Here is a 22,607-nt window from a genome sequence, read left to right on the forward strand (position 1 = left end):
TAAAATACAGCGAACTGTCAAAAAAGGGGAATGAGATGAACGCAACACAGACTTTAAGGCACCTTGCTGTGGTTTTGGCGATGGGAACCGCCATTGTCGCGCCACACGTGGCCATGGCAAAAACCTCCACCGTGATGAATGTAACGCAGGTGTTTGGCACCATCGATCCGGCCAAGATCACCGATTACACTCAGTATCTGGCTGCTGTGAACCTTTACGATGGCCTGACCACCGTGGACAGCACCGGCAAGATCATCCCGGAACTGGCCGAGAGCTGGGATGTGTCCAGCGATAACCTGACCTACACCTTCCATCTGCGCAAGGACGCAACATTTCAGGATGGCTCTCCGGTTGAGGCCAAGGATGTTGTTTATACCGTCCAGCGCTTGCTGGCGATCAACAAGGGACCGGCCTATCTGTTTGCAACGCTGATCAACCCCGACAATGTGAAGGCGGTGGATGCTCACACCGTGACCATCACACTCAACAAGGTCTATGCGCCGTTCCTGACCACCACGCCGCTGCTGCTTGTCATCAATGAGGATGCCGTCAAGGCCGCTTCCAAGCAGCCCTGGGGTGAGGATGTTGTTGGCGAAAAATCCATGGGCGCGGGCGCTTATGTGCTGTCCAGCTGGCAGCGCGGCTCGGAAATGGTCATCAGCCGCTATGAGAAATATTACGCGGGCTGGCCAACAAACCCGATTGATGAAGTGCGCTTTGTGCAGACCAATGACGAGGCAACCGTCAAGGCGCTGGCGACATCTGGCCAATTGGGCATTTCCTCCACCACCCAGGCCAACGAGACCTATGATGCTCTGGCCAAAACCGACGGTTATGTGGTCCAGACCACACCAACGGCCACCGGTTTTTATTTGAAACTCAACACCAAAGCCACGCCGACAGACGATGTGCATGTGCGTCGCGCCTTGCAATATGCCACCGATTACAAAACCATCCAGACACAGATTATGACCGGTGACACGCTGGCGGGGCCGCTGGCGCAGGTGTTCAAGGATGCCTATCTCGATACGCTGAAAGCGCCGGAATTTGATCTTGAAAAGGCCAAGGCCGAGCTTGCCCAATCCAAATATGCGGGAAAGCCGATCAAGCTGACGCTGACCTATGTGGCAGGCCTGTCGTTTGAAGAGGATATCGCACTTCTGATGCAATCCAATCTTTCGCAGATCGGCGTGGATGTGGACATCAAACCAGAGCCCTGGAACCGCATCACCGAACTGGCGGCCAAGCCGGAAACAACGCCTGCGGCCACGCAAGTGTTCTATGGCCCAACCTATCCCTCGCCAGATAGCGTGTTCTACGTGCAATATCATTCCAAATCGGCGGGAACATGGGCCTCCATGGAATGGTTGCAGGATGCCGAGGTTGATAAATTGATCGATGAGGCCCGCTCCACCACCGACAGTGCCAAGCAGAATGCGATCTACAAGCAGATCCAGCAGGCGATTTCTGATGAGGCACCGGACGTGAATTTGCTGACGAAAGTGCAGAAGGTGGCCTTCAGCAAGTGCATCTCGGGCTATAAATTTGTGCCAATGCAGAGCTGGGATTACAATTTCCACGATCTGACATGGACGTGCCCGGCCAAATAATCCGGGGTCTGTTTGAGACTATTTCAACCCTGGAAAATCGTTGGGCTGGGCAGCCAGATTTTCCAGGGTTGCCGTCTTCAACGCCTTGAACAGAAAGCGCGTTTCCAACAGATTGACGATACGCAAAACCGTCTCCACCGTATCGATCGGCTTGACCAGGAAGTCCTTTGCGCCCAGTGAGAGGGCGCGGCGGCGTGTTTCTGTTGTCACGTCGGCTGTCAGCACAAGGATGGGGATGAAATCATCCGGTCCGATCAGCCGCGTGAATTGGTCAAGCAGGGCAAAACCATCCAGATGCGGCATCAGAAGATCGAGCAGGATAATATCGGCTTTATGCTTTGTAAAAAGAGCGGTGGCCTCGCGCGGGTCGGTGGTCGATGCAATCCGGTCGAAACGCTCGCGCCGCAAAAGCCTTTCCAACAGGGCAATATTGGCGGGTTCGTCATCAATGATCAGTATCTGCGCCTCTGAGGCAAGGTCGAAGGGAAAATTCACGTCAGAACCTCATCCAGGGTTTTCATCAGGCGGCGTACGTCCAGCGGTTTGGTCATGTAATGCGTTGCGCCTTTTTCCATCGCCAGCATGCGTGTTTTTTCCGTGGCATCGGCGCTTATCACAACGACCGGGGTGGTTTGCGTCCGAGGATCTGAACGCAAGGCGGCAAGCACCGATAGGCCATTCATGTCAGGCAGATCGACGTCGAGCAAAACAAGATCGGGACGGTGCTCAAAGGCAAGCGTCAGGCCGAGACCACCCAACATGGCCGGAATGATCCTGGTCTTTAAACGGCGGCGCACGAGGTTTTCGATCAGGTTGAGATTGACAAGGTTGTCCTCAATGCAAAGGACCGTGGCTTTGCCTGTCGGTCCGCTTGCCACTGCCCGTTTCTCGTCTGTTTTCACCACCTCTGCCACGGCGTAAGGGGCGTGTGACACGGGAATATGGATGGAGAACACCGAGCCGGTCGCGTCACTCTCGGTCAAGAAAAGATCGCCATCCATGGCCTGCATCAGATTGACCGACAGGGCAAGGCCAAGGCCTGTGCCGGTCGTTGCATTTCGGTCGGCACCGAGCCTCTCGAACGGCTTGAAGAGCCGGTCTCTATCCACATCCGCAATTCCGCAGCCCGTGTCGGCAATATCAATTGCGATCATGGTGTTAGTCAGTAATTGAGCGGATAATCGGATCTCACCACCATCCCTGTTGAATTTCACCGCATTTGAAAGCAGGTTCAGTAGCACTTGCAAAAAACGGCGACGATCCACCGCAACAATAGTTTGGCCCGCTGCCTCCATCTCCACCCTGATCGTCAATTGCTTCGGTTCGGCCAAGGGAGCCGCAAGGGCAATGGCTTCCGTCACGATATCGTCCAATCCGACCGGCTCGATCAACAGTTCCATGCGGCCCGCCTCGATCCGGGCGATATCGAGAACTTCATCGATGAGACTGAGCAGATGCCGTCCAGCTCTGAGGATTTGCGCCAGACTTTCGCGCATGTCCCGATCTTCGATGTCCATATCGAGGATTTGTGCAAAGCCCAGAACGGAATTCAGCGGCGTGCGCAATTCATGGCTCATGCGCGACAGAAACTCGCTTTTGGCTTGGCTGGCCCGTTCGGCGTCACGCCGTGCGGTCAACAGGGCCTCTTCGGTTCGTTTCCGGTCCGTCACATCGCGGGTGATCTTGGAAAAGCCCCGCAATTGCCCTTGCTTATCGCGCAGGGCTGTCATCACCACATTGGCCCAGAAGCGGCTGCCATCCTTGCGCAACCGCCATCCCTCGTCTTCGACGCGGCCAAAGGCGGCGGCTTGCGCCATTTCCTGAAGCGGCCGTGTGTCTCGATGCTCGAGAGGATAGAAGCGAGAAAAGTGCTGACCGATGATTTCGTCTGCACGATAGCCTTTGATACGCTCTGCACCGGCATTCCAGCTCACCACAGTGCCGTCTGCATCCAACCCGAAAATACCATAGTCATGGACGCCATCGACGAGCAGCCGGAAGCGTTCCTCGCTTTCCCGCAGGGCCTCTTCGCGCGCCGTCAGCAGGCGGCTTGCCTCTTCGAGCGCGCTCGACAATTCGCCAATTTCGTCCGTTGCATGTTCTGCCAGTCTCAGGCTTTGGCCCTGGGCGAGGCGGCTGGCGGCCTGTTTCAGCCTATCGACCCGCCGGACAATGCCTTTTGACATCAAGACGATGGCACCGATGCATCCGATGACACCAGCGATCGCGCCCAATAGGGTAATTCTTTGCGACAGCGCCCGGATTTCATCGGCCTTGGCCGTTCGTTGCGCCAGAAGCGCGTCTTCCCTCAGTCGCATTTCGGCAATCTGAAGGCGTAACTCGTCCAGAAAGGCCTTGTTGGCAATCAATGTCTGCCGCAAAGCTTCGGGAATCTGGTTATTCGAAACCGAACCTTGCATCAGGGAGGCAAGACCCTTCAGCTTTTTGTCAACCAGAGGCTCCATCCGGTTCAGCCGCTCAAGTTGTTCCGCATCGATGATCAGTGGCCGCATGGCGGCAAACACCGCCGGCAATTCCGTTACGGCTTTCTTGTAGGGGGCCAGGAAGGTTTCGTCGCGGGTGAGAAGATATCCCCGCACGCCGGAGGCACCTTCGGCCAGCAAAGCGTGCAGCTCCAGAATGTCCTGTTGAATGGCGAAGGTGACGCGCACGTAATTTTCTGCCTTTCGGCTTTCACGGTCAGCGAGAAAGACGGAGCCGAGGGCAATGAGAAGACAGGCCAGAGGCAATGCGATTACGATCAGGCCTTTGACGGCCAAAGGCTGGTTGAGAAAGCGAAAGCGACTGTGGGCGGACACCACAGTCTTTGCCGGGATATCCGTCATCATGCCTCTCCTTCGACCAATCCGGCCTGGGCTGCCAGCACCGCTGCCTGGGTTCGGTCGCCCACCCGCAATTTCGCAATAATGCGCTCGACATGAACCTTGACCGTGCCCGGAGCGATGGACAGTCTGCGGGCGATTTCCTTGTTGGTCGCGCCCCGTGCCACTTCCTGTAAAATTTCCCGCTCACGGGTGGTCAGCTGAGAAATAGCGTCCTCGGCTGGCGATGTGCGCGATACGCGGGTCAGCATCCGCCGCACCAATCCGGTATCGAAAAATTCCTGACCGTCCAGAACGGCCCGGATCATCCGCAACAATGTGTCGCGCCGCACATCCTTCAACGCGTAGCCACTGGCTCCAGCCTTCACTGCCGCTTCCAGATAGTCGAGGCTGTCATGCATCGTCAGCATCATGATCCGCGTCGATGGTGATACGCGGCGGATTTCTGTCGCCGCCGTCAACCCGTCCATCGGCGTCATCCGGACATCGAGCAAGGCGATGTCAGGCAAAAGCTGTGCTGCTAGCGTGATTGCTTCCAGGCCATCTCGCGCTTCGGCCACGACCTCCAGGTCCGGCGCACCCGACAGCACCGAAATAATGCCGGATCGGGCCAAGTCGTGGTCGTCGGCAATCAGAATCCGCGCTTTGGTCATCGGCTTTCAACCTTTGTCGATAAGAGGAACCCGGGCGATCAGCCTTGTGCCTTGATTGGCGGCGCTGATGATGTCCAGCGTGCCGTTAACAAGGGACAGTCGCTCTTGCATCGCCGATAGACCGATCCCGAAGCCACGGACCGGTGTCGCATCACCTTGCGCTCCGGCAAGGGGAAAGCCGCAGCCATCGTCATTCGCCTCAAGCACGACATGGTCGGCATCGATCCGCAATTGCACATGCAGGTTTTGGCAGCCCGCATGCTTCCTGGCATTGGTGATCGCTTCCTGCGCGACACGATAAAGAACGATCTCAATGGCTTGAGGCAGACGGCCATCCGGTAGCCGGTTGTCCAGCCGACAGGCGATTTCATCGACGGTGTCCAGCTTTGCACTGATGGCGGCTGGCAGGCCAAGGTCATCAAGTTCGGCGGGCCGCAAGTCGGCAATCGCGTGGCGGATATCCTGGATCGCCAGGCGGGCAATCTCGCTGCATTGATCGACCTTATTCGCGAGGACCGCCGTCAAACCCGGGTCAGCTTCCAATGCCTGCAAGTGATGCAGCAAACTGACGAGGGTCTGGGCCACGCCATCATGCAGGTCATAGGCAATATGGGCGCGCTCCCGTTCCTGTGTGGAGAGAATGGCGGCCACCAATTGCGCGAGCTGTTTTTCGCGCTCGGCAAGCATCAGGAGCAGGGCTTCCCGCTCCTGTTCTCTGTCATCGGCGAAAACGGCTGCGGCGACAAGGTCGGCGACGATCTGAAGGCTGGTTTTATCCTCGTCGCCCATCCTTGCGATGGCCTGATCCTCGAAGATGACGAGCACCCGGCCATCCTTGCTGGCCATGGCGTTATCTGCAATCGTCTGGTGTTGATCTGCTGGGTCGCGCAAATGAATTGCCGCACCGCCGCAAAAGCTGCCGATCAATCCGGTGATATCAGTGATCGCCCGGGGGAGAGGGTATTGATCAAGGCTGGCCCGTGTTTCGACGATGAGACGTAACCGGCTGGCCCGGGCTTCCGCCTCCCGGTAAAGTGTCCGCAATTCCTGGATGGGAGAGGCAAGGTGTTCCGGGTCCGTCGCCGTCGTCATTCGTCATCATGCTCCTGTATCAAGGCGCGTTCAGGTATCCGAGGGGAGAGATAAGAAATCATGGGGCTGGTTTACATAGGCCATTCGGCATATCCTTTCGACACCATGCGGCAGACGTAACAGCTCTTCTTCATAGCCACTTTTCTAAGCAACCGACCGGCGTTGGGCTTGGCTCGGGCTTGATAAAGGAGCTGTCTCATGCAGAAAATTCTTTTGGCATTCGGTGTAACCGCCGGTCTTTCGGTATCGTCTTTTGCCGCACCCGCGATGGCACAGGAATGCGCGCCAGTGACCCAGCAGCAGGTGGAAAAATTGTTTGACCGTTGGAATGCATCCCTTGCGACGCTCGATCCGGAGAAAGTTGTCGCGAATTATGAGGATGATGCAGTTCTCCTCGCGACCCTGTCGAACCAGCCGCGGCTGACGCAGGAAGAGCGTCGCGCGTATTTTGTCGATTTTCTGAAAAAGAAGCCTCAGGGCGTGGTCGATAACCGGACGATCAAGCTGGGCTGCAACACGGCCATCGATACCGGCGTCTACACGTTCACCCTGGGGGATGGCACAAAGGTTCCGGCCCGCTACACCTTCACCTATGACTATGATGGCGGGAAATGGCTGATTTCCTCCCATCACTCTTCGGCAATGCCGGAACGCACGTCGTAAAGGCAAGTTATGGACATGTCGCCGCGCTGGGAACGCACGGCGACATGTCATGACATCTGTTTATGCTGCGGTTCTGGAACCGAGAGCGCCATAATAGGCGATATAGACGTAGCAGAGGATCGGCATCAGGAAGGCGAGGTGGATGCCGACCGTATCGGCAAGCCCGCCCTGTACCAGGGGCAACAAAGCGCCGCCGACAATGGCGAGGCAAAGAATGCCGGAACCCTGGCTGGTATGGCGACCCAGGCCCTTCAGCGCCAGGCTGAAAATGGTCGGGAACATGATCGAGTTGAAGAAGCCAATCGACAACACGCACCACATGGCGACATGGCCTGTTGTCAGCACGGTGACCAGCAGCAAAATACCGGCTGCGACCGCATTGAAGGCCAGAACCTTGCCGTCATCCATATAGCGCATCACGGCGGAACCGATGAAACGCCCGATCATGGCGCCGCCCCAGAAATAGGAGACGTAATGGGCAGCCGTCTGTTCAGGCAGCCCGGCAATGCTGGGTTCGGCCATGAAATTGACCAGGAAGCTGCCAATGCTGACTTCCGCGCCGACATAAAGAAAAATGCCGACCGCGCCGAGAACCAGGTGGCGATAGCCCCAGGCGGAGCCGGACACATCGCTGGACTTGGCATCTTCTTCTGCCTCAACCGCTGGCAATTTCAATGCTGCGAAAATGGCAGCGAGAACAAGGAAGGCGATAGCCAGCATCAGATACGGAAATTTGACCGCTGCGGCTTCCGCCATGCGCAGGGCGTCCATCTGCTCCGGTGTGGCATTTTCAACGGCAGCCGTTGCCGAAGACAGAATGAGGAAGGCACCGAAAATCGGCGCGACGGTGGTGCCCAGCGAATTGAAGGCCTGGGTTAGGGTGAGACGGCTCGATGCCGTTTCGGGTGCGCCCAGCACGGTGACATAGGGGTTTGCCGCCACCTGGAGAATAGTGACGCCCGCCGCCAGCACGAACAGCGCGCCGAGAAACAGGCCATAGACCCGCAGGCTTGCGGCGGGGATGAACAAAGCGCAACCGATGGCGGCAACGAGAAGACCCGTAACAATACCCCATTTATAGCTGATGCGTTTGACGAGAGCCCCTGCGGGCAAGGAAACGATAAAATAAGCGCCGAAGAAGCACAGCTGGATCAACATGGTCTGCGTGTAATTCAGCTGAAATACGTTTTTCAGATGTGGGATGAGAATATCGTTGAGGCAGGTGATGAAGCCCCAGAGGAAGAAAAGAGAGGTCAGCGCGATCAGCGGACCGGTATAGGAGCGGCTGGCTCCTGCGTGCGCGGTTTGCGGCGCGCCTGTTTGAATTCCTGCCATTTTCGGTTCTTTTTTCTTGATGCGGCGCAGCGGGAATACTGCGGCATGGATTAACGATCTGGCGGAGCGATGGCCGTGGCTGCGGCTTGAATACGCAAGTGCCGGCCCGCAACGCGGAGGAGAACGTGATTGTTCCGCAAAAAAGCCTGACCGTAATTTCGGCGTGTTGGCTGCGGGCAACCGCGACTGACAACTGTCCGCTTGGGAGGACGATCAGTTGTAAGCCCTGTTGGCTTATCGCTCCTGATAGGGCACCGCAAGAAGATGCAGGGTGTAATCCCGTGCAATTTGAGGGACCGAGCCTTTCGGCCCGGTTTTCTCTATGTGTTTGAGATATTGATAATTTATACAAGGCGAAGATGTGTAAACATCCTCCAGCATCGTGCGGTTTCCAGTTTGCCGCACGATGCTGGTGCCTTGTGACGCCTGGGTCAGGCGCTTGCCGGATAGACTTTCCAGCGTTTGGGGCGGAAGGATATCCCGGTTCGGGTGGCGGCGGGATGATCGACGGGAACGTCGATTTCCGCCAGATGCCGTGCGCCGCCAAGCTCCAGTTCCAGACGGCGGGTTCCCGACAGTCTTCGGCTGCTGATCACCGTTCCGGCAAAGCAGCCGCCACACCCATCGACAATCTCGACTTCCTGCGGCCTGAAGAACAGCGTCGCATTGCCGTTGCCTTCGGATTTCAACCCGGTCGGCCGGTCATCAAGCCAGATCTCGCCGGATTCGATGCGCACCGGCAGCGCCGAGGATTCACCGATGAAGCGATGAACGAATGGGGCCGCCGGATTGTCATAGACGTCGTCGGCGGTGCCGACCTGCTCGATGCGGCCCTGGCTCATCACCACGACGCGGTCGGCAAGTTCCAGTGCCTCTTCCTGATCGTGGGTGACGAATACGGTGGTATGGCCGGTGCGATCATGAATTTCCCGCAGCCAGCGCCGCAAATCCTTGCGGACCTGGGCGTCGAGAGCGCCGAAAGGCTCGTCCAGCAGCAGCACCTTTGGCTCGATTGCCATGGCGCGGGCCAACGCGACGCGCTGACGCTGACCACCGGAGAGCTGGGCCGGATAGCGTTTTTCAAGGCCCGACAGCTGCACGAAATCGAGCAGTTCCAAGGCGCGTTTGCGGATTTCCGCCTTGGGCGGACGCGACGACTTTGGTCGAACGGTGAGGCCGAAGCCGACATTTTCCAGCACGGTCATATGCTTGAACAGCGCATAGTGCTGGAACACGAAGCCGACTTGCCGTTCCTGCACGGTCTTGCGCGACGCATCGTCGTCGCCGAAGAAAATCTGGCCAGCACTTGGCCGCTCAAGCCCGGCGATTAGCCGCAGCAAGGTGGTTTTTCCCGAACCGGAGGGGCCGACAAGCGCGATCAACTCGCCGGAGCGGATGTCCAGCGACAGTTCGTGGAGGGCGGCGGTCGCGTTGAAGTCCTTGCGGATATTGCGAATATTCAGTTCCATGAGCGAATTCCCGATCAATGCCCACGGGCAGCCGACAATTGGTCGGCATAGCGCAGTTCAATGGTTGTCTTGAGGACGAGTGTGACCAATGCCAGCCCTGCCAGCAGTGAAGCGACCGCGAAGGCGGCGGCGAAGTTATATTCGTTATAGAGAATTTCGATATGCAGCGGCATGGTATTGGTTACGCCCCGGATATGGCCTGATACAACCGAGACCGCGCCGAATTCGCCCATGGCCCGGGCGTTGCAGAGCAGCACGCCATAGAGCAGCCCCCAGCGGATATTGGGCAGCGTCACCCGCCAGAAGGTCTGCCAGCCACTGGCGCCGAGGCTGATCGCGGCCTCTTCATCGCCAGTGCCTTGTTCCTGCATGACCGGGATCAGTTCGCGCGCCACGAAAGGGAAGGTGACGAAAATCGTCGCCAGCACGATGCCCGGTACGGCAAACAGGATCTCGACGCCATGCGTGCGCAACCACGGCCCAAGCAGGCTGTTGGAGCCGAACAGCAGCACATAGACCAGACCTGATATGACCGGTGACACCGAAAACGGCAAGTCGATCAGGGTAATCAGGAAGGCCTTGCCGCGAAATTCGAATTTCGCAATCGCCCATGCAGCAGCAACGCCGAAGATCACGTTGGCGGGAACGGCAATCGCTGCAACCAGCAGCGTCAACCGCATGGCCGAGAGGGCGTCTGGTTCGACAAGTGCTTCCAGCCAGGCGCTCGCGCCATTGCGGAATGCCTCGGAAAACACCGCCACCAGCGGAAGCATGAGGAACAGCAATAGGAATAGCAGCGAGACGAGGATGAGCAGACATTGGACGACGGGGGTTTCGGTCGTCGCTCGATGAAAGGTAGGGGAGCGGCGGTCAGTCATTGCCATATTTTCTCCGGCTTGCGGCCTGAATGAGATTGATCAACAGAAGCATGGCAAAGGAAATCGCCAGCATTACCGCACCGACGGCGGTTGCGCCCGCATAGTTGAACTCCTCCAGCCGGATGACGATGAGAAGTGGTGCGATTTCCGAGACATAGGGGACATTGCCGGCCACGAAGATCACCGATCCATATTCCCCGACCCCGCGCGCCAGTGCAAGGGCAAAGCCGGTCATGATGGCCGGTGCCAGACCCGGCAGCAGCACTTTGAATATTGTTGCAAAGCGGCTGGCACCCAGCGTTGCCGCGGCTTCCTCCACGTCGCGGTCGATTTCTTCCATGACCGGTTGCACGGTGCGCACCACGAAGGGCAGGCCGATAAACACCATGGCAACGACGATGCCAGCCTGGGTATAGGCGACTTTCAGGCCAAGCGGCGCAAGAAGCGAGCCGATCCAACCGTTTGGCGCGTAGAGCGAGGCAAGGGCGATACCGGCAACGGCGGTCGGCAGCGCAAACGGCAGATCGACCATCGCGTCGATGATCCGCCGCCCCCAGAAATTGTAGCGCACCAGCACCCAGGCGACCAGCACGCCGAATACGACATTGAGGATAGCCGCCAGGATGGCCGAGCCGAAGCTGACCTTCAGGGCGCCAAGCGTCCTGCGGTCGGACGCGATATGCCAGAAATCCGCCCAGCCCAATTCGGCGGAACGCCAGACCAGACCGGACAGGGGAATGAGAACGATGAGGGCGAGGTAAAACACCGTAAAGCCGAACGTCAACCCGAATCCGGGAAGAACGCTCGGCTGACGGAATTGCCACCTGCCTTGAACAGGACTATGGGCCATTCTGATTTTCTTACTTTCTGAGCAGTCTTACTTTCCGGGCTGGTAGATCTGGTCGAACAGGCCACCATCAGCGAAGAATTGCGGCTGCACTTTTGCCCAGCCACCGAAATCCTCGATGGTGACGAGATCAACCGACGGGAACCGCTTCAAGTCGGCAGGATCGGCCAATTCAGGCTTTGCAGGGCGATAGTAATGCTTGGCAGCGATCTTTTGTCCGGCGTCGGAATAGAGATAATCGAGATAGGCCTTGGCGACCGCTTCTGTCCCATGGGCTTTGGCATTGCCCTCGACGACGGCGACCGGCGGCTCCGCCTTGACCGAAACGGACGGCACGATGATGTCGAATTTGTCAGGGCCGAGTTCATCAATCGATAGGAAGGCTTCGTTCTCCCAAGCAAGCAGAACATCGCCGATGCCACGCTGCACGAAGGTGGTAGTGGAGCCGCGCGCACCGGTATCCAGCACTGGCACATGCTTGAACAGGGCGCTCAGGTATTCCTTGGCCTTCTGCTGATCGCCATTGTTGGCTTTCAGCGCCCAGCCCCAAGCGGCCAGCACGTTCCAGCGGGCACCGCCCGAGGTTTTCGGATTGGGGGTGATCACCTCAATCCCGTCCTTGGTAAGGTCGGCCCAGTCCTTGATGCCTTTCGGATTGCCCTTGCGCACCAGGAAGACGATGGTGGATGTATAGGGCGAACTGCTGCTTGGCAGTTTGGTTTTCCAGTCGGCGGGGATCTTGCCGGTCTTTTCGGCGATGGCGGAAATATCCGCTTCCAATGCCAGCGTCACCACGTCGGCCTCAAGACCGTCGATCACCGAGCGGGCCTGGGCGCCCGAACCGCCATGCGACATTCTCACAGAAACGCTGTCGCCGGTCTTTTGCTTCCAATAGGCGGCGAATGCCGGATTGAAATCCTTGTACAGCTCGCGCGTCGGGTCGTAGCTGACGTTGAGCAATGTCACATTGGCCGCAACAGCGGGCATGGCGAGGCTTGCGGCTATCGCCAGCGTGGCAATGATCTTCACGGTACGAAAACGGGACATTGCGATCTCCTTAACCCCTAAGACTTCAAAATCTATTGAGGTTGTAGAGTATGTCAACGGCCAAGGCCAATTCGAGAGAGAACATGCCCCTGGCCGCTGCTAACTTAGCAATTTCAAGCGTAATTCCAGCGAGGCGGGGAGGATTTTTGCGGCACGGTCAAGGATGATCTCAAGGCACAGTCTTATGGCAGGTCTATGTCAGCAGGTCGAAGGCATCGCTTTCGCCCGGAACCAGTTCTAGTGGCCAGAGGCGATTGCGGGCATGGGTTCTGTATGTTTCCGCATAATCCGGCATTGAGGCGAGCAAGGTTTCGGCCAGTTCCACCCCGAGATCCTCCAGGGAAAGGCGGTAGCAGGTCAGAGCGGGTTGCAGAAACCGGGCGCGGGGCGCTTCACGAAACCCGATGACGGCCATGTCCCGGCCGGGGATGACGCCGGCCTCAGCCAGCCGCCTGTAGAGGCCGATCGCCATGAGTTCGTAAATCAGGATGATGGCGGTCGGGCGCGGATCGAGCGCCAGCAGCTCGCTGCCCACGCTATAGCCGCCGCTTTCGCTGGATTTCGCCCGCAGCACCAAGGCCGGATCGAAGGCCAGGCCGTTGCGCTCCAGCGCGGCCTGATAGGCGTCGGTAAACACGGTGCCGAGGTTGATATCAGTGCAGGGGGCGGCGATGGCGATGCGACGGTGACCTTTCGACACCAGTCGATCCACGGCGGAATTGGCGACACCGGCAAAATCGAGGTCGATCCAGGTATGGCTGCCGCCCGACGTGCTGCGCCCCAAGGTTACAAAGGGTATTTTGGTTTTGATCAACAGATCAATACGCTTATCGACCCTCTGCGTAGCCGAAATGATCATCGCATCGACCAGGCGGCGGGCCACCATGCGCTGAAGATATTCCAGGGGGTCTTCGTCGGCAGGGCAGGGGAGCAGGACGAGGTCGAGATTGTGCCGGGCAAACACCGTCTGCAAACCGTCCATGACGCCGAAAAAGAAGTTGTCGCTGTTGTCGGCATTGTCCTTGCCGGACTCGATCATCAGTCCGATGACGTTGGTTGACCCCTTGCGCAGGCTGCGGCCCGACTGATTGGCGACATAGCCCAGTTCCTCAGCGGCCTCCAGTACCCGCCGTCGCGTTTCCGCGTTGACGTCGGGGCGTCCATTCAGCGCGCGCGACACGGTCCCGATAGAGATGTCGAGATGTTTTGCAAGCTGATGTATGCCCTTCATGCCAGATACTTTCTCCCTGAAGCCACCTCACCAAAAGGCGCTAAAGCGTGTTGCGGCTTATCAGCCTCAAGCAACACGCTTTAAGTTTTTGTTTTTACGCATGTCGTTACCGCAAAACCGCTGCACACTTTTGCGCGACATGCTCTAAGATGAGCAGGCCGGTTGTAAATTCCATGCCCTGCCTTGTCCGGTGTACTGCAAAATTTCGCAAGCAGGAATCGGTTTTTCCCTTGAGCTTGAAGCGGTTTATCGTGTCGCCGGGCACAATAACCAGGCCGCGTATTGACATGAGACAAAAACCGCGATTAGTATCGTAAACGTTTACGGAAGCCGATGCAAAGAGGAGTTTGCGCGGCGGGAGGTTGCCGGAAGAGCGTTTGCTGGTTCGGTCTACCGGAAACTGGAACCATGTCTGGCGCGATAGCGACCGGATGGGATGCAAGGGAGGATATCTTGCAATTCAAAGCCGTTTTATGCGGGTGCGGAGCTATGGCCAAAGGCTGGCTTCGGGCCATTGCCGACACGCCCTCGCTTGCCGAACGAATTTCTGTCGTCGGGCTCGTTGACGTCAACATCTCGGCAGCCGAGTCCCTTGCACAGGAATTCGGTCTGGAAGGTGCGGTGACGGGCAGTAGTCTTGCGGATGTTCTTGAGCGGACGGCAGCCGATCTGGTCTTCGATGTCGTCATCCCGGCTGCCCGCTTCGATATCGTCTCCACCGCGTTGAAGGCCGGATGCCACGTGCTCAGCGAAAAGCCCATGGCCAATACGCTGCAAGAGGCGAAGGCCCTGATTAAGCTTGCCACGGAGACCGGGCGTATCCACGCCGTCGTGCAGAACCGCCGCTTCGTTCAAGGGGTTCGCCGGATGCGGCAATTCCTGGACAGCGGCGCCATCGGCGAGTTGACGGCGGTGCATTGCGATTTCTTCCTGGCGCCGCATTTCGGCGGGTTCCGGGATGAGATGGAGCATGTCCTGCTGCTCGACATGGCAATTCACACCTTCGATGCGGCGCGCTTCATTGCCAATCGTCAGCCGCTGGCGGCCTATTGCGTGGAGCGCAATCCGCATGGTTCCTGGTATGCCCATGGCGCCAGCGCCAATGCGATCTTCGAGTTCACGGACGACGTGGTCTTCACCTATCGCGGCTCCTGGTGCGCTGAAGGGCGCAGGACCAGTTGGGAAAGTGCGTGGCGGCTGGTCGGCAGCAAAGGCATGCTGACCTGGGACGGAGAAGAGGCGTTTGAGGCCTCCATTGCCGCAGACGAGCCCAGCCTGTTACGTGGATATACGACCGTAAACGTTTCTGATGACGTTGCGCCAGCTGAGACGCATGGCCATGCCAGCGTGCTGGAAAGCTTCATTGCAGCGGTTGCCGGTGGCGAGCCGCCTGAGACTGCCGGTTTCGACAATATCAACAGTCTTGCCATGGTGTTTGCCGCCATCGAAAGCGCCAAGAGCGGCAAGCGTATCGACATTTCAGCTTCGCTATAAGGGACCATGACTGTGAGCAATCCTGCAAAATCCATTCGTATCGGCACCATGATCAGCGGCAATAACGGCGATGCGGCCACCCGCATCCGGGAAATCGCCGGTCTTGGCTTTGAAAGTTTTGAGCCGTTTTTCTGGCAGACCACCAAGGGCCAGAACCTTGCCGAACTTGGCAAGCGCTGCGTCGATGCCATCGGCGACCGCGATATTACCATTTCGACGCTGGGCATGTTCGGCAATCCGCTTGAGGAAACCGACATCGACCTCGAAACGCTGGAGGGCTGGAAACAATGTATCGATAATGCCCATCATTTCGGTGCGAGTTGCGTTGCCGGTTTTACCGGGCGACTGCGGGGCAAGGTGCTGACCGACAGCCTGCCACGCTACCGCGAAATCTGGAGCGAACTGGCCAAGCGCGCTGCCGACAAGGGCATTCGCATCGCCTTTGAAAACTGCGCCATGGACGGCAATTGGCAGAGCGGCGACTGGAATATCGCCCATAACCCCGACGCCTGGGAATTGATGTTCAACGAGACGCCTGATGACAATATCGGCCTTGAATGGGAACCCTGCCATCAGATGGTCTATCTGATTGATCCCCTGCCGCAGATCCGCAAATGGGCATCCAAGATTTTCCACGTGCATGGCAAGGACGCCACCATTCGCTGGGACGTTATTCGTGAACACGGCATTTTCGGCAAGGAGCCGTTCGTGTTCATGCGCACACCGGGCTTTGGCGACAGCAATTGGACGAATGTGATCAGCGAATTACGGCTGGCTGGCTATAGCGGCTCTATCGATATCGAAGGCTGGCACGATCCGGTCTACCGCGATGCCTTGGAAATGACCGGTCAGGTGCATGCCCTAAACCATCTGAAACAGGCGCGTGGCGGCGATTTTATCGACGAGATGGCAGCTTATGGCGGAGGCGATCCCTCGCTGAAATAGCATGAGGTCTCGAGATCGTCCGGCATGGAGGTGCCGGGCGATTGGAGGACGATATAGAAACGGAGGAGGAAACCCATGATCATCAACAGACGTGCCTTGATCGCTGTGCTGGCTCTTGCCACGGCTTGCCCGCTTGCATCGACCGCCCGGGCGGACGACGTGACACTCAATCTCTGGTCGCTCGACAAGGATATCCAGCCGGCACCCAATCTGGTCAAGCAATTCAACGCGCTCAACAATGGCATCAAGATCGAGTATCGGCTCCTTCAGTTCGACGATGTCGTGACGGAAGCGATGCGCGCCTATTCAACCGGTCAGGCGCCAGATATCATTGCGGTCGATAATCCGGAACATGCGCTGTTTGCCTCACGGGGCGCCTTCCTTGATCTTACCGACATGATCGCCAAGTCGGATGTGATCAAGCCCGCGAACTATTTTCCGGGGCCGTTGGCGTCTGTGACCTGGAAAGACCGCTATTTCGGCGTGCCGAAAGCCACCAACACCATCGCGCTCTACTATAACCGCGATATGTTCAAGGCTAAGGGTCTCGATCCACTCAAGCCACCGCAGACCTGGGACGAACTTCTGGCCGCTGCCCGCAAGCTGAACGACCCGGCCAAGAATGTCTACGGCCTCGCGTTTTCCGCCAAGGCCAGTGAAGAGGGAACGTTCCAATTCCTGCCCTGGGCGCAGATGGGTGGCGGCGGTTATGACCATATCAATGCTCCGGGCGCGGTAAAGGCGCTGGAGACCTGGAAAACCATCATGACCGAAAAACTGGCCTCGCCGGATACGCTAACGCGCGGCCAGTGGGATTCGACCGGCACGTTTAATTCCGGCAATGCCGCCATGGCGATTTCGGGTCCTTGGGAGCTGGACCGGATGCTGAAAGAGGCCAAATTCGACTGGGGTGTCGCTCTGTTGCCGGTGCCAAGTCCGGGTGCTGAACGGTCGTCGGGCATGGGTGACTTCAACTGGGCGATCTTTTCCAGCACCAAGCATCCGGCGGAAGCCTTCAAGGCGCTGGAGTTCTTTGCCTCGCAGGACAAGGACATGTTCAAGAATTTCGGACAGCTACCGGCCCGGTCCGATATCGCCATTCCGCCATCGGGTTCGCCCCTGAAGGATGCGGCGCTGCAAGTTTTCCTCGAGCAAATGAAATATGCCAAGCCGCGCGGGCCGCATCCGGCATGGCCAAAAATATCCAAGGCGATCCAGGATGCCATCCAGGCGGCCCTGACTGGCCAGATGACGCCCAAGGATGCGCTGGACCAGGCGCAAAAGAAGATCAAAGCCGCCCTGGGTTGAACGTCAAGACCATCTCACGTTCATGCCATTCGCTTAAAATCCGGGTGGCATGACTATCCTTTCCTCCCGGCCGGGGCTGCATGTCTCCTGTGAGAATGTGGCCCCTGGACGGCGCTCCGAATGGAGAAAGAGGTCTCATGAAACGGATCATGTCGAGTATTGTCGATGGGCGTGGCTTTGACTTCGGTCTTGCCGGGGTGCCGCTGGCCTTTCTGCTGTTCATGTCGGGTCTGCCGCTGCTCTATAATATCGTGATGAGCTTTCAGGAGGTTGATATGTTCAGCCTTGGAACCTTCTCCCGTCCCTTTGTCGGTTTTCAGAACTATATCGACTTGATGGCGCAGCCCGAAACCCTGCCTATTTTTATTAATACGGCGATTTTTGTTGTGGCATCGATTGCCGGGCAATTCCTTCTGGGCTTTGGTCTGGCGCTGTTTTTCGGGGTGGGATTTCCCGGTTCTTCCTGGCTGCGCGGCCTGTTCCTGGTGTCCTGGATCATGCCCGGCCTCGTCGTCGGCGCGACCTGGAACTGGATCCTCTCAGGTGATTTCGGCGTGTTCAATTACATGCTGCGCGAAACCGGGCTGATCAGCGCCAATATCTTCTGGCGGTCCGATCCTGCCTATGCGCTGTGGGCGGTGATTATCGCCAATATCTGGCTTGGCACGTCCTTTAACATGATCCTGCTGTCGGTCGGGCTATCAGGCATCCCCAAGGATCTCCATGAAGCGGCGCAACTGGATGGCGCCACCGTGCTGCAACGGTTCTACACCATCACCCTGCCGATGATGCGCTCGTCTATCGGTGCGCTCGTGTCGCTGGGGTTGATCTTTACCTTGCAGCAATTTGATCTGTTTGCCGCCATTACCTCCGGCGGACCGGCCAATGCCTCGAATGTGGCGCAATATTGGGCCTGGGACCTGTCTTTCCGGCAATATGACTTCGCCAAGGGTGCGACCGTGTCCGTGATCATGACCGTTTTCGTGCTTCTGGCATCGCTCGTCTATGTCCGCTCTACACGTCATGAGGTGCGAGGATGAGCGAAACAGTTCGTAACCGCCTGATGCTTGCCATCGCCCTCGTCATGGCGGCGATCTATCTCTTCCCGCTCTACTGGATGTATGTCACGGCACTGAAAACCGGCTCGGCGATGTTTGCCACCCCGCCGCATTTCTGGCCTGACGATCCGCAATGGGGCGTCTATAGCGATGTCTGGCAAAGCCGAAATATGGGCCGATATCTGTGGAATTCGACCGTGATCGCCCTGGGTTCGGTCAGCATTATCTGCGTTCTCGGCACCGGCTGCGCCTATGTGCTGGCGCGCTATCGCAATGGCTGGGTCGATGCCGGGCTGTTCCTGATCCTGATGCTCCAGGTTCTTCCGGCATCGCTGATGATTACCCCGATCTTCGTCGGCTTTTCGCAGCTTGGCCTGCTGAATACGCCGCGCTTTGCCGTGATGCTGGCGGTGGCGGCGAAAAGCATGCCGTTCTTCGTGGTTCTGGTGCGTTCCAGCTTCATGACGGTGCCGATCGAGCTGGAGGAAGCAGCCATGGTCGATGGCAATTCGAGGATCGGGGCGTTTTTCAGCATCGTCCTGCCGCTGGCCCGCAATGGCATTCTCGTCAGCGCCATCCTGATCTTCATGCAAGCCTTTGGCGAATTCGTCTATTCCAAATCAATGATCCAATCGGTGGACCTGCAACCGGCCAGCGTCGGGCTGAACAGTTTCATGGGCCCCAATACCAATGAATGGAACGGGATCATGGCCTATGCCTCGATCTATGTGACGCCGATCCTCGCCATTTTCGTTCTTTTACAGCGCCGCATCGTCTCCGGCCTCACTTCGGGAGCCCTGAAATGACCATCCAGATCGAATTGAACGGCGTCAACAAGCATTACGGCGCTTTCCATGCCCTGAAGAATATCAATCTCGCCATCGAAAAGGGCAGTTTCGTCGCCCTGGTTGGCCCATCCGGCTGCGGCAAGTCCACACTGTTGCGGTCGCTGGCCGGGTTGGAGAAGATTTCCGCTGGCGAAATGAAGATCGCTGGCAACTTGATGACCAATGTGCCGCCCCGCAAGCGCGACATTGCCATGGTGTTCCAGTCCTACGCGCTCTATCCGCATATGACGGTTGAGGAAAATCTGACCTATAGCCTGCGGATAAAGGGTATAGGCAAGGCGGAGGCGCGCCAGGCCGCCGAGGCAGTGGCGACAACAACTGGCCTGATGCCGCTGTTGAAACGCTATCCGCGTGAATTGTCCGGCGGTCAGCGCCAGCGCGTTGCCATGAGCAGGGCGATCATCCGCAATCCCAAGGCCTTCCTGTTCGACGAGCCGCTGTCCAATCTCGATGCCTCCCTGCGGGTGCATATGCGAAAAGAGATCCGGCTGCTGCATGACCGGTTGAAGGCGACCTCTGTCTATGTCACCCACGACCAAGTCGAGGCGATGACCATGGCCGATCATGTCGTGGTGATGCGCGATGGCGTCATAGAGCAGCAGGGCCGACCTCTGGACCTTTACGACCGGCCTGCAAACCGTTTCGTTGCCGGTTTTATCGGCTCTCCGGCGATGAATTTCATTCCTGCGCGGGTCTCGCCGGATGGGCTTGGTCTGGAACTTGATTTTGTCGGGAAGGCGGAGATTCTGAGATTTGCCGCCGGAATGACTGATGGCCTTGCGGCAGGCCAGCCACTAACCCTTGGCCTGAGGCCGGAACACCTGTCGCTGACGGCTCCCGGCGAAGGCGCGTTCGACGTCGAGGTGGCGCTGGTCGAATCGACGGGATCGTCAACCTATGTGACGACCAGAACCGAGCCGGAATTGACCATTGTCGTTTCGGGCGGTCGCGGCCTTCGCTCCGGCGACCGGCTGGGTGTCCGGATCGATCCGCAGACCGTGCATCTTTATGATGCGCAGACCGGTTTGCGGCTGGATTTCGAGGGGATGCAATAAGAATTTTCCGCTTGTTGTGTTCTATTTATTAGAGCGCTTATTTTTTGACCGATGCCGGTTTTTCGCCTGCGGCAAGTTCGTGCCGCAGCCTGTTGAAATATAAGGATCGGCGTGTGCGGACCGAGAGGCTGTCAGCGACACAGTCGGGTTTCGCCTATTTTATATGCAGTTTCATGCATTGTTTAAAACTCTTGCAGAATCCGCGCTTGCGTGAAATGGTTTGAGCACGAGTAGAAGCGGTCTGAGCCTGAGGCTCTGGGCATTGCTCGACGGCGAACCCTGTCGAAGAGATGCCTTCATGCCGCTGTTCTTGTCACCAATTATCGAAAAACCACCGTCACAACCCTGTCTTTTGGACGCGGGGTGCGCCATCGCACGCCTGCCAAGTTCACGCTTCCCCTCGTCAGCCGTCCTTGAAAATCGAACACTGAGCCTTGGAGAAATGTCCCATGTTTCGTCGTAAGCTTGCGTCCACGCTGTTCACTCTTGGCCTTTTCTCCGGGACTGCCCTTGCCGCCGACAAGGTTACGTTCCAACTGGACTGGCTGCCCGGTGGCGACAAAGCGCCGATTTATGTCTGTATCCATCAGGGCTTCTGTCGGGACGCGGGGCTGGATGTGACGATTGCCTCGGGTCGAGGCTCGACCGAGGCGATTTCGAAACTGGCGGCAGGATCTTCCGATATTGGTGTTTCGGATATCGGCGCCTTGATGGCGGCCCGCGCCAATGAAGGCGTGAAGGTTATTGGTGTCCTATCGGTGTTCAACAAGGGACCACACGCCTTCTATGTCATCAAGGGTGGCTCAATCGCCAGTGTTGCCGACGTCAAGGGCAAGACCATCGCCACATCGCCGTTTACCTCGTCCAATGTCTATCTGCCGCTGGTGCTGAAGGACCAGTCCATCGATCCGGCGGCGATCAAGCTGATCAAGGCCGATCCCGGTGCGCTCGGTCCGATGCTGATGACCGGCAATGCCGATGGCATCATTGCCTGGATGACGGATTTCACCCGCTATTCCAACCAGGCCCGCCAGGCTGGCAAAGAAATCGTCGCGCTGCCGTGGTCGGCTGCCGGGCTTGAGCTTTATTCGGCCTCGTTGATTGCCAGCGAGGATTTCCTGGCCAAGCGCCCGGATGTCGCCAAACGTTTCATCGACGCCTACAAGAAGTCGGTGCAATTCACCCGCGCCAATCCTGATGCCGCCGTCACCTCCGTCACCAGTGTGGTGCCGGAACTGGGGTCGGAAGACGTCAAGGGATCGATCAATGACACGCTGCCGCTGATTTTCAATGAGGTCACGGACAAGGATGGCTTGGGCGTGTTCGAGCCCAAGCGCCTGACGGAAACCTGGCGCCGGGTTGCCGCCGCCCAAGCCATCGATCCGGCCAAGCTTGACCCGGAAACGGTGGTCAACCGCAGCTTCATTCCGACGGAGTGAAGAGCATGACGATACCCGCAATCCGCTTTGAGCGGCTTGGTCAGGTCTTTTCGACCCGCTCAGGACAAACGGAAGCGCTGCGCGATGTCAGCTTCGAGGTGGCGCGGCACGAATTCCTAGCCATTCTCGGCCCGTCTGGTTGCGGCAAATCCACCTTGTTGCGGATGATTGCCGGTCTGCTTGCGCCCAGCAGTGGTTCGCTCCAGGTGTTCGGTCATCCGGTGACCGAACCACGCGACGATATCGGCATCGTTTTCCAGAAGCCGACACTGCTGCCCTGGGCGACAGTCGAGGATAATGTGCTGTTTCCGGCTCGCCACAAGCGCGGCAGGGTGAGCGCCGAGGAACGGCAGCGGGCAGGCGAGTTGTTGCGGATGGTCGGGCTGGAGGGGTTTGCGTCCCGGCTTCCCGATGAATTGTCCGGCGGCATGCAGCAGCGGGTTGGTATTGCGCGGGCCTTGCTGATGGACCCGGATATCCTTTTGATGGACGAGCCGTTTTCGGCGCTTGATGCGCTGACCCGCGAGGTGATGGGCTTTGATCTGCTGCGGATTTTTACCGAACGTCCGAAGACGGTGGTGTTCATCACCCATTCCGTCAACGAGGCGGCGCTGCTGGCCGACCGCGTGCTGGTGATGACTGGCCGTCCCGGCACGGTGCTGACCGATATTGTCGTGCCAGTCGGTCGGCCACGTGGTCCCGAAACAGCCAACGAGAGAGCCATTCATGACCTTACCGCTTATCTCCGCGACCTCCTCCTCAAGCGACAGGCGGCCTGAGCCGGTGGCTGGA

The 22,607-nt window shown here is 58.0% G+C and carries 20 protein-coding genes; 10 read left to right on the top strand and 10 right to left on the bottom strand.

Features of this window, described 5'->3' with window-relative positions; translation table 11 throughout:
* The first annotated feature begins 35 nt into the window (after nucleotides 1–35).
* A complete protein-coding gene (locus tag AVI_RS19010; protein WP_012653758.1) occupies nucleotides 36–1,610 on the top strand; it encodes an ABC transporter substrate-binding protein in 1,575 nt (524 codons plus the stop codon).
* 18 nt (nucleotides 1,611–1,628) lie between these two features.
* Here the strand turns inward: AVI_RS19010 and AVI_RS19015 are convergent, their stop codons facing one another.
* From AVI_RS19015 to AVI_RS19030, 4 genes are read right to left on the bottom strand one after another with little or no spacing between them, the layout of a single operon-like run.
* Complete coding sequence (locus AVI_RS19015; RefSeq protein ID WP_012653759.1) at nucleotides 1,629–2,105, bottom strand: response regulator; 477 nt, start codon at nucleotides 2,103–2,105, stop codon at nucleotides 1,629–1,631.
* Nucleotides 2,102–4,456, bottom strand: a complete 2,355-nt coding sequence (locus AVI_RS19020) for a PAS domain S-box protein (RefSeq protein ID WP_012653760.1) — start codon at nucleotides 4,454–4,456, stop codon at nucleotides 2,102–2,104. The genes AVI_RS19015 and AVI_RS19020 overlap by 4 nt, the downstream gene beginning before the upstream one ends.
* Complete coding sequence (locus AVI_RS19025; protein ID WP_012653761.1) at nucleotides 4,456–5,106, bottom strand: response regulator; 651 nt, start codon at nucleotides 5,104–5,106, stop codon at nucleotides 4,456–4,458. Before AVI_RS19025 ends, AVI_RS19020 begins: the two co-directional genes overlap by 1 nt.
* A gap of 6 nt (nucleotides 5,107–5,112) precedes the next feature.
* Entirely contained in the window at nucleotides 5,113–6,198 is a 1,086-nt protein-coding gene (locus AVI_RS19030) for a sensor histidine kinase (protein ID WP_012653762.1), read from the bottom strand.
* 267 nt (nucleotides 6,199–6,465) lie between these two features.
* On the opposite strand from AVI_RS19030, the gene AVI_RS19035 reads away from it, so the two are divergent.
* Nucleotides 6,466–6,861 (top strand): SgcJ/EcaC family oxidoreductase, encoded by a 396-nt coding sequence (locus tag AVI_RS19035; protein ID WP_234617674.1) that lies wholly within the window; start codon nucleotides 6,466–6,468, stop codon nucleotides 6,859–6,861.
* A 60-nt stretch (nucleotides 6,862–6,921) separates the two neighbouring features.
* Here AVI_RS19035 and fucP read toward each other — a convergent pair whose 3' ends face one another.
* The 6 genes from fucP to AVI_RS19065 all read right to left on the bottom strand — a co-directional run bounded on the left by fucP (nucleotide 6,922) and on the right by AVI_RS19065 (nucleotide 13,668).
* Nucleotides 6,922–8,196: an L-fucose:H+ symporter permease gene (fucP, locus tag AVI_RS19040; protein WP_012653764.1), complete on the bottom strand. Its 1,275-nt coding sequence runs from the start codon at nucleotides 8,194–8,196 to the stop codon at nucleotides 6,922–6,924.
* A 431-nt stretch (nucleotides 8,197–8,627) separates the two neighbouring features.
* On the bottom strand, nucleotides 8,628–9,665 hold the full coding sequence (locus tag AVI_RS19045) for a sulfate/molybdate ABC transporter ATP-binding protein (RefSeq protein WP_012653765.1): 1,038 nt from the start codon (nucleotides 9,663–9,665) through the stop codon (nucleotides 8,628–8,630).
* Nucleotides 9,666–9,679: 14 nt separating this feature from the next.
* Nucleotides 9,680–10,549, bottom strand: coding sequence for a sulfate ABC transporter permease subunit CysW (gene cysW / locus AVI_RS19050; protein WP_012653766.1), 870 nt, complete (start codon nucleotides 10,547–10,549; stop codon nucleotides 9,680–9,682).
* Nucleotides 10,536–11,393 (bottom strand): sulfate ABC transporter permease subunit CysT, encoded by an 858-nt coding sequence (cysT, locus tag AVI_RS19055; protein WP_012653767.1) that lies wholly within the window; start codon nucleotides 11,391–11,393, stop codon nucleotides 10,536–10,538. The genes cysW and cysT overlap by 14 nt, the downstream gene beginning before the upstream one ends.
* Nucleotides 11,394–11,420: 27 nt before the next feature.
* Nucleotides 11,421–12,437, bottom strand: coding sequence for a sulfate ABC transporter substrate-binding protein (locus AVI_RS19060; protein WP_012653768.1), 1,017 nt, complete (start codon nucleotides 12,435–12,437; stop codon nucleotides 11,421–11,423).
* A gap of 193 nt (nucleotides 12,438–12,630) precedes the next feature.
* Nucleotides 12,631–13,668: a LacI family DNA-binding transcriptional regulator gene (locus AVI_RS19065; RefSeq protein ID WP_012653769.1), complete on the bottom strand. Its 1,038-nt coding sequence runs from the start codon at nucleotides 13,666–13,668 to the stop codon at nucleotides 12,631–12,633.
* A 453-nt stretch (nucleotides 13,669–14,121) separates the two neighbouring features.
* Between AVI_RS19065 and AVI_RS19070 the strand changes: the two genes are divergently transcribed.
* The 8 genes from AVI_RS19070 (at nucleotide 14,122) to AVI_RS19105 (ending at nucleotide 22,594) form a co-directional block, all read left to right on the top strand.
* Nucleotides 14,122–15,162: a Gfo/Idh/MocA family protein gene (locus AVI_RS19070; protein WP_012653770.1), complete on the top strand. Its 1,041-nt coding sequence runs from the start codon at nucleotides 14,122–14,124 to the stop codon at nucleotides 15,160–15,162.
* Nucleotides 15,163–15,174: 12 nt separating this feature from the next.
* On the top strand, nucleotides 15,175–16,107 hold the full coding sequence (locus tag AVI_RS19075; RefSeq protein ID WP_041698869.1) for a sugar phosphate isomerase/epimerase family protein: 933 nt from the start codon (nucleotides 15,175–15,177) through the stop codon (nucleotides 16,105–16,107).
* A 75-nt stretch (nucleotides 16,108–16,182) separates the two neighbouring features.
* The gene (locus tag AVI_RS19080) at nucleotides 16,183–17,415 is read left to right on the top strand and encodes an ABC transporter substrate-binding protein (protein ID WP_041698482.1); all 1,233 of its coding nucleotides are present in this window, start codon (nucleotides 16,183–16,185) and stop codon (nucleotides 17,413–17,415) included.
* A gap of 137 nt (nucleotides 17,416–17,552) precedes the next feature.
* Entirely contained in the window at nucleotides 17,553–18,455 is a 903-nt protein-coding gene (locus tag AVI_RS19085; protein WP_012653773.1) for a carbohydrate ABC transporter permease, read from the top strand.
* Nucleotides 18,452–19,279 carry a carbohydrate ABC transporter permease gene (locus AVI_RS19090; protein WP_012653774.1) on the top strand — a complete coding sequence of 276 codons (828 nt, stop codon included), beginning with the start codon at nucleotides 18,452–18,454 and terminating at the stop codon, nucleotides 19,277–19,279. The genes AVI_RS19085 and AVI_RS19090 overlap by 4 nt, the downstream gene beginning before the upstream one ends.
* Complete coding sequence (locus AVI_RS19095; protein WP_012653775.1) at nucleotides 19,276–20,376, top strand: ABC transporter ATP-binding protein; 1,101 nt, start codon at nucleotides 19,276–19,278, stop codon at nucleotides 20,374–20,376. The genes AVI_RS19090 and AVI_RS19095 overlap by 4 nt, the downstream gene beginning before the upstream one ends.
* Before the next feature lie 449 nt (nucleotides 20,377–20,825).
* Complete coding sequence (locus AVI_RS19100) at nucleotides 20,826–21,815, top strand: ABC transporter substrate-binding protein (protein ID WP_012653776.1); 990 nt, start codon at nucleotides 20,826–20,828, stop codon at nucleotides 21,813–21,815.
* 5 nt (nucleotides 21,816–21,820) lie between these two features.
* Nucleotides 21,821–22,594: an ABC transporter ATP-binding protein gene (locus AVI_RS19105; RefSeq protein ID WP_012653777.1), complete on the top strand. Its 774-nt coding sequence runs from the start codon at nucleotides 21,821–21,823 to the stop codon at nucleotides 22,592–22,594.
* Nucleotides 22,595–22,607: the final 13 nt, after the last annotated feature.

Source organism: Allorhizobium ampelinum S4 (genome assembly GCF_000016285.1).
In the GTDB taxonomy this organism is placed as follows: Bacteria; Pseudomonadota; Alphaproteobacteria; order Rhizobiales; family Rhizobiaceae; genus Allorhizobium; species Allorhizobium ampelinum.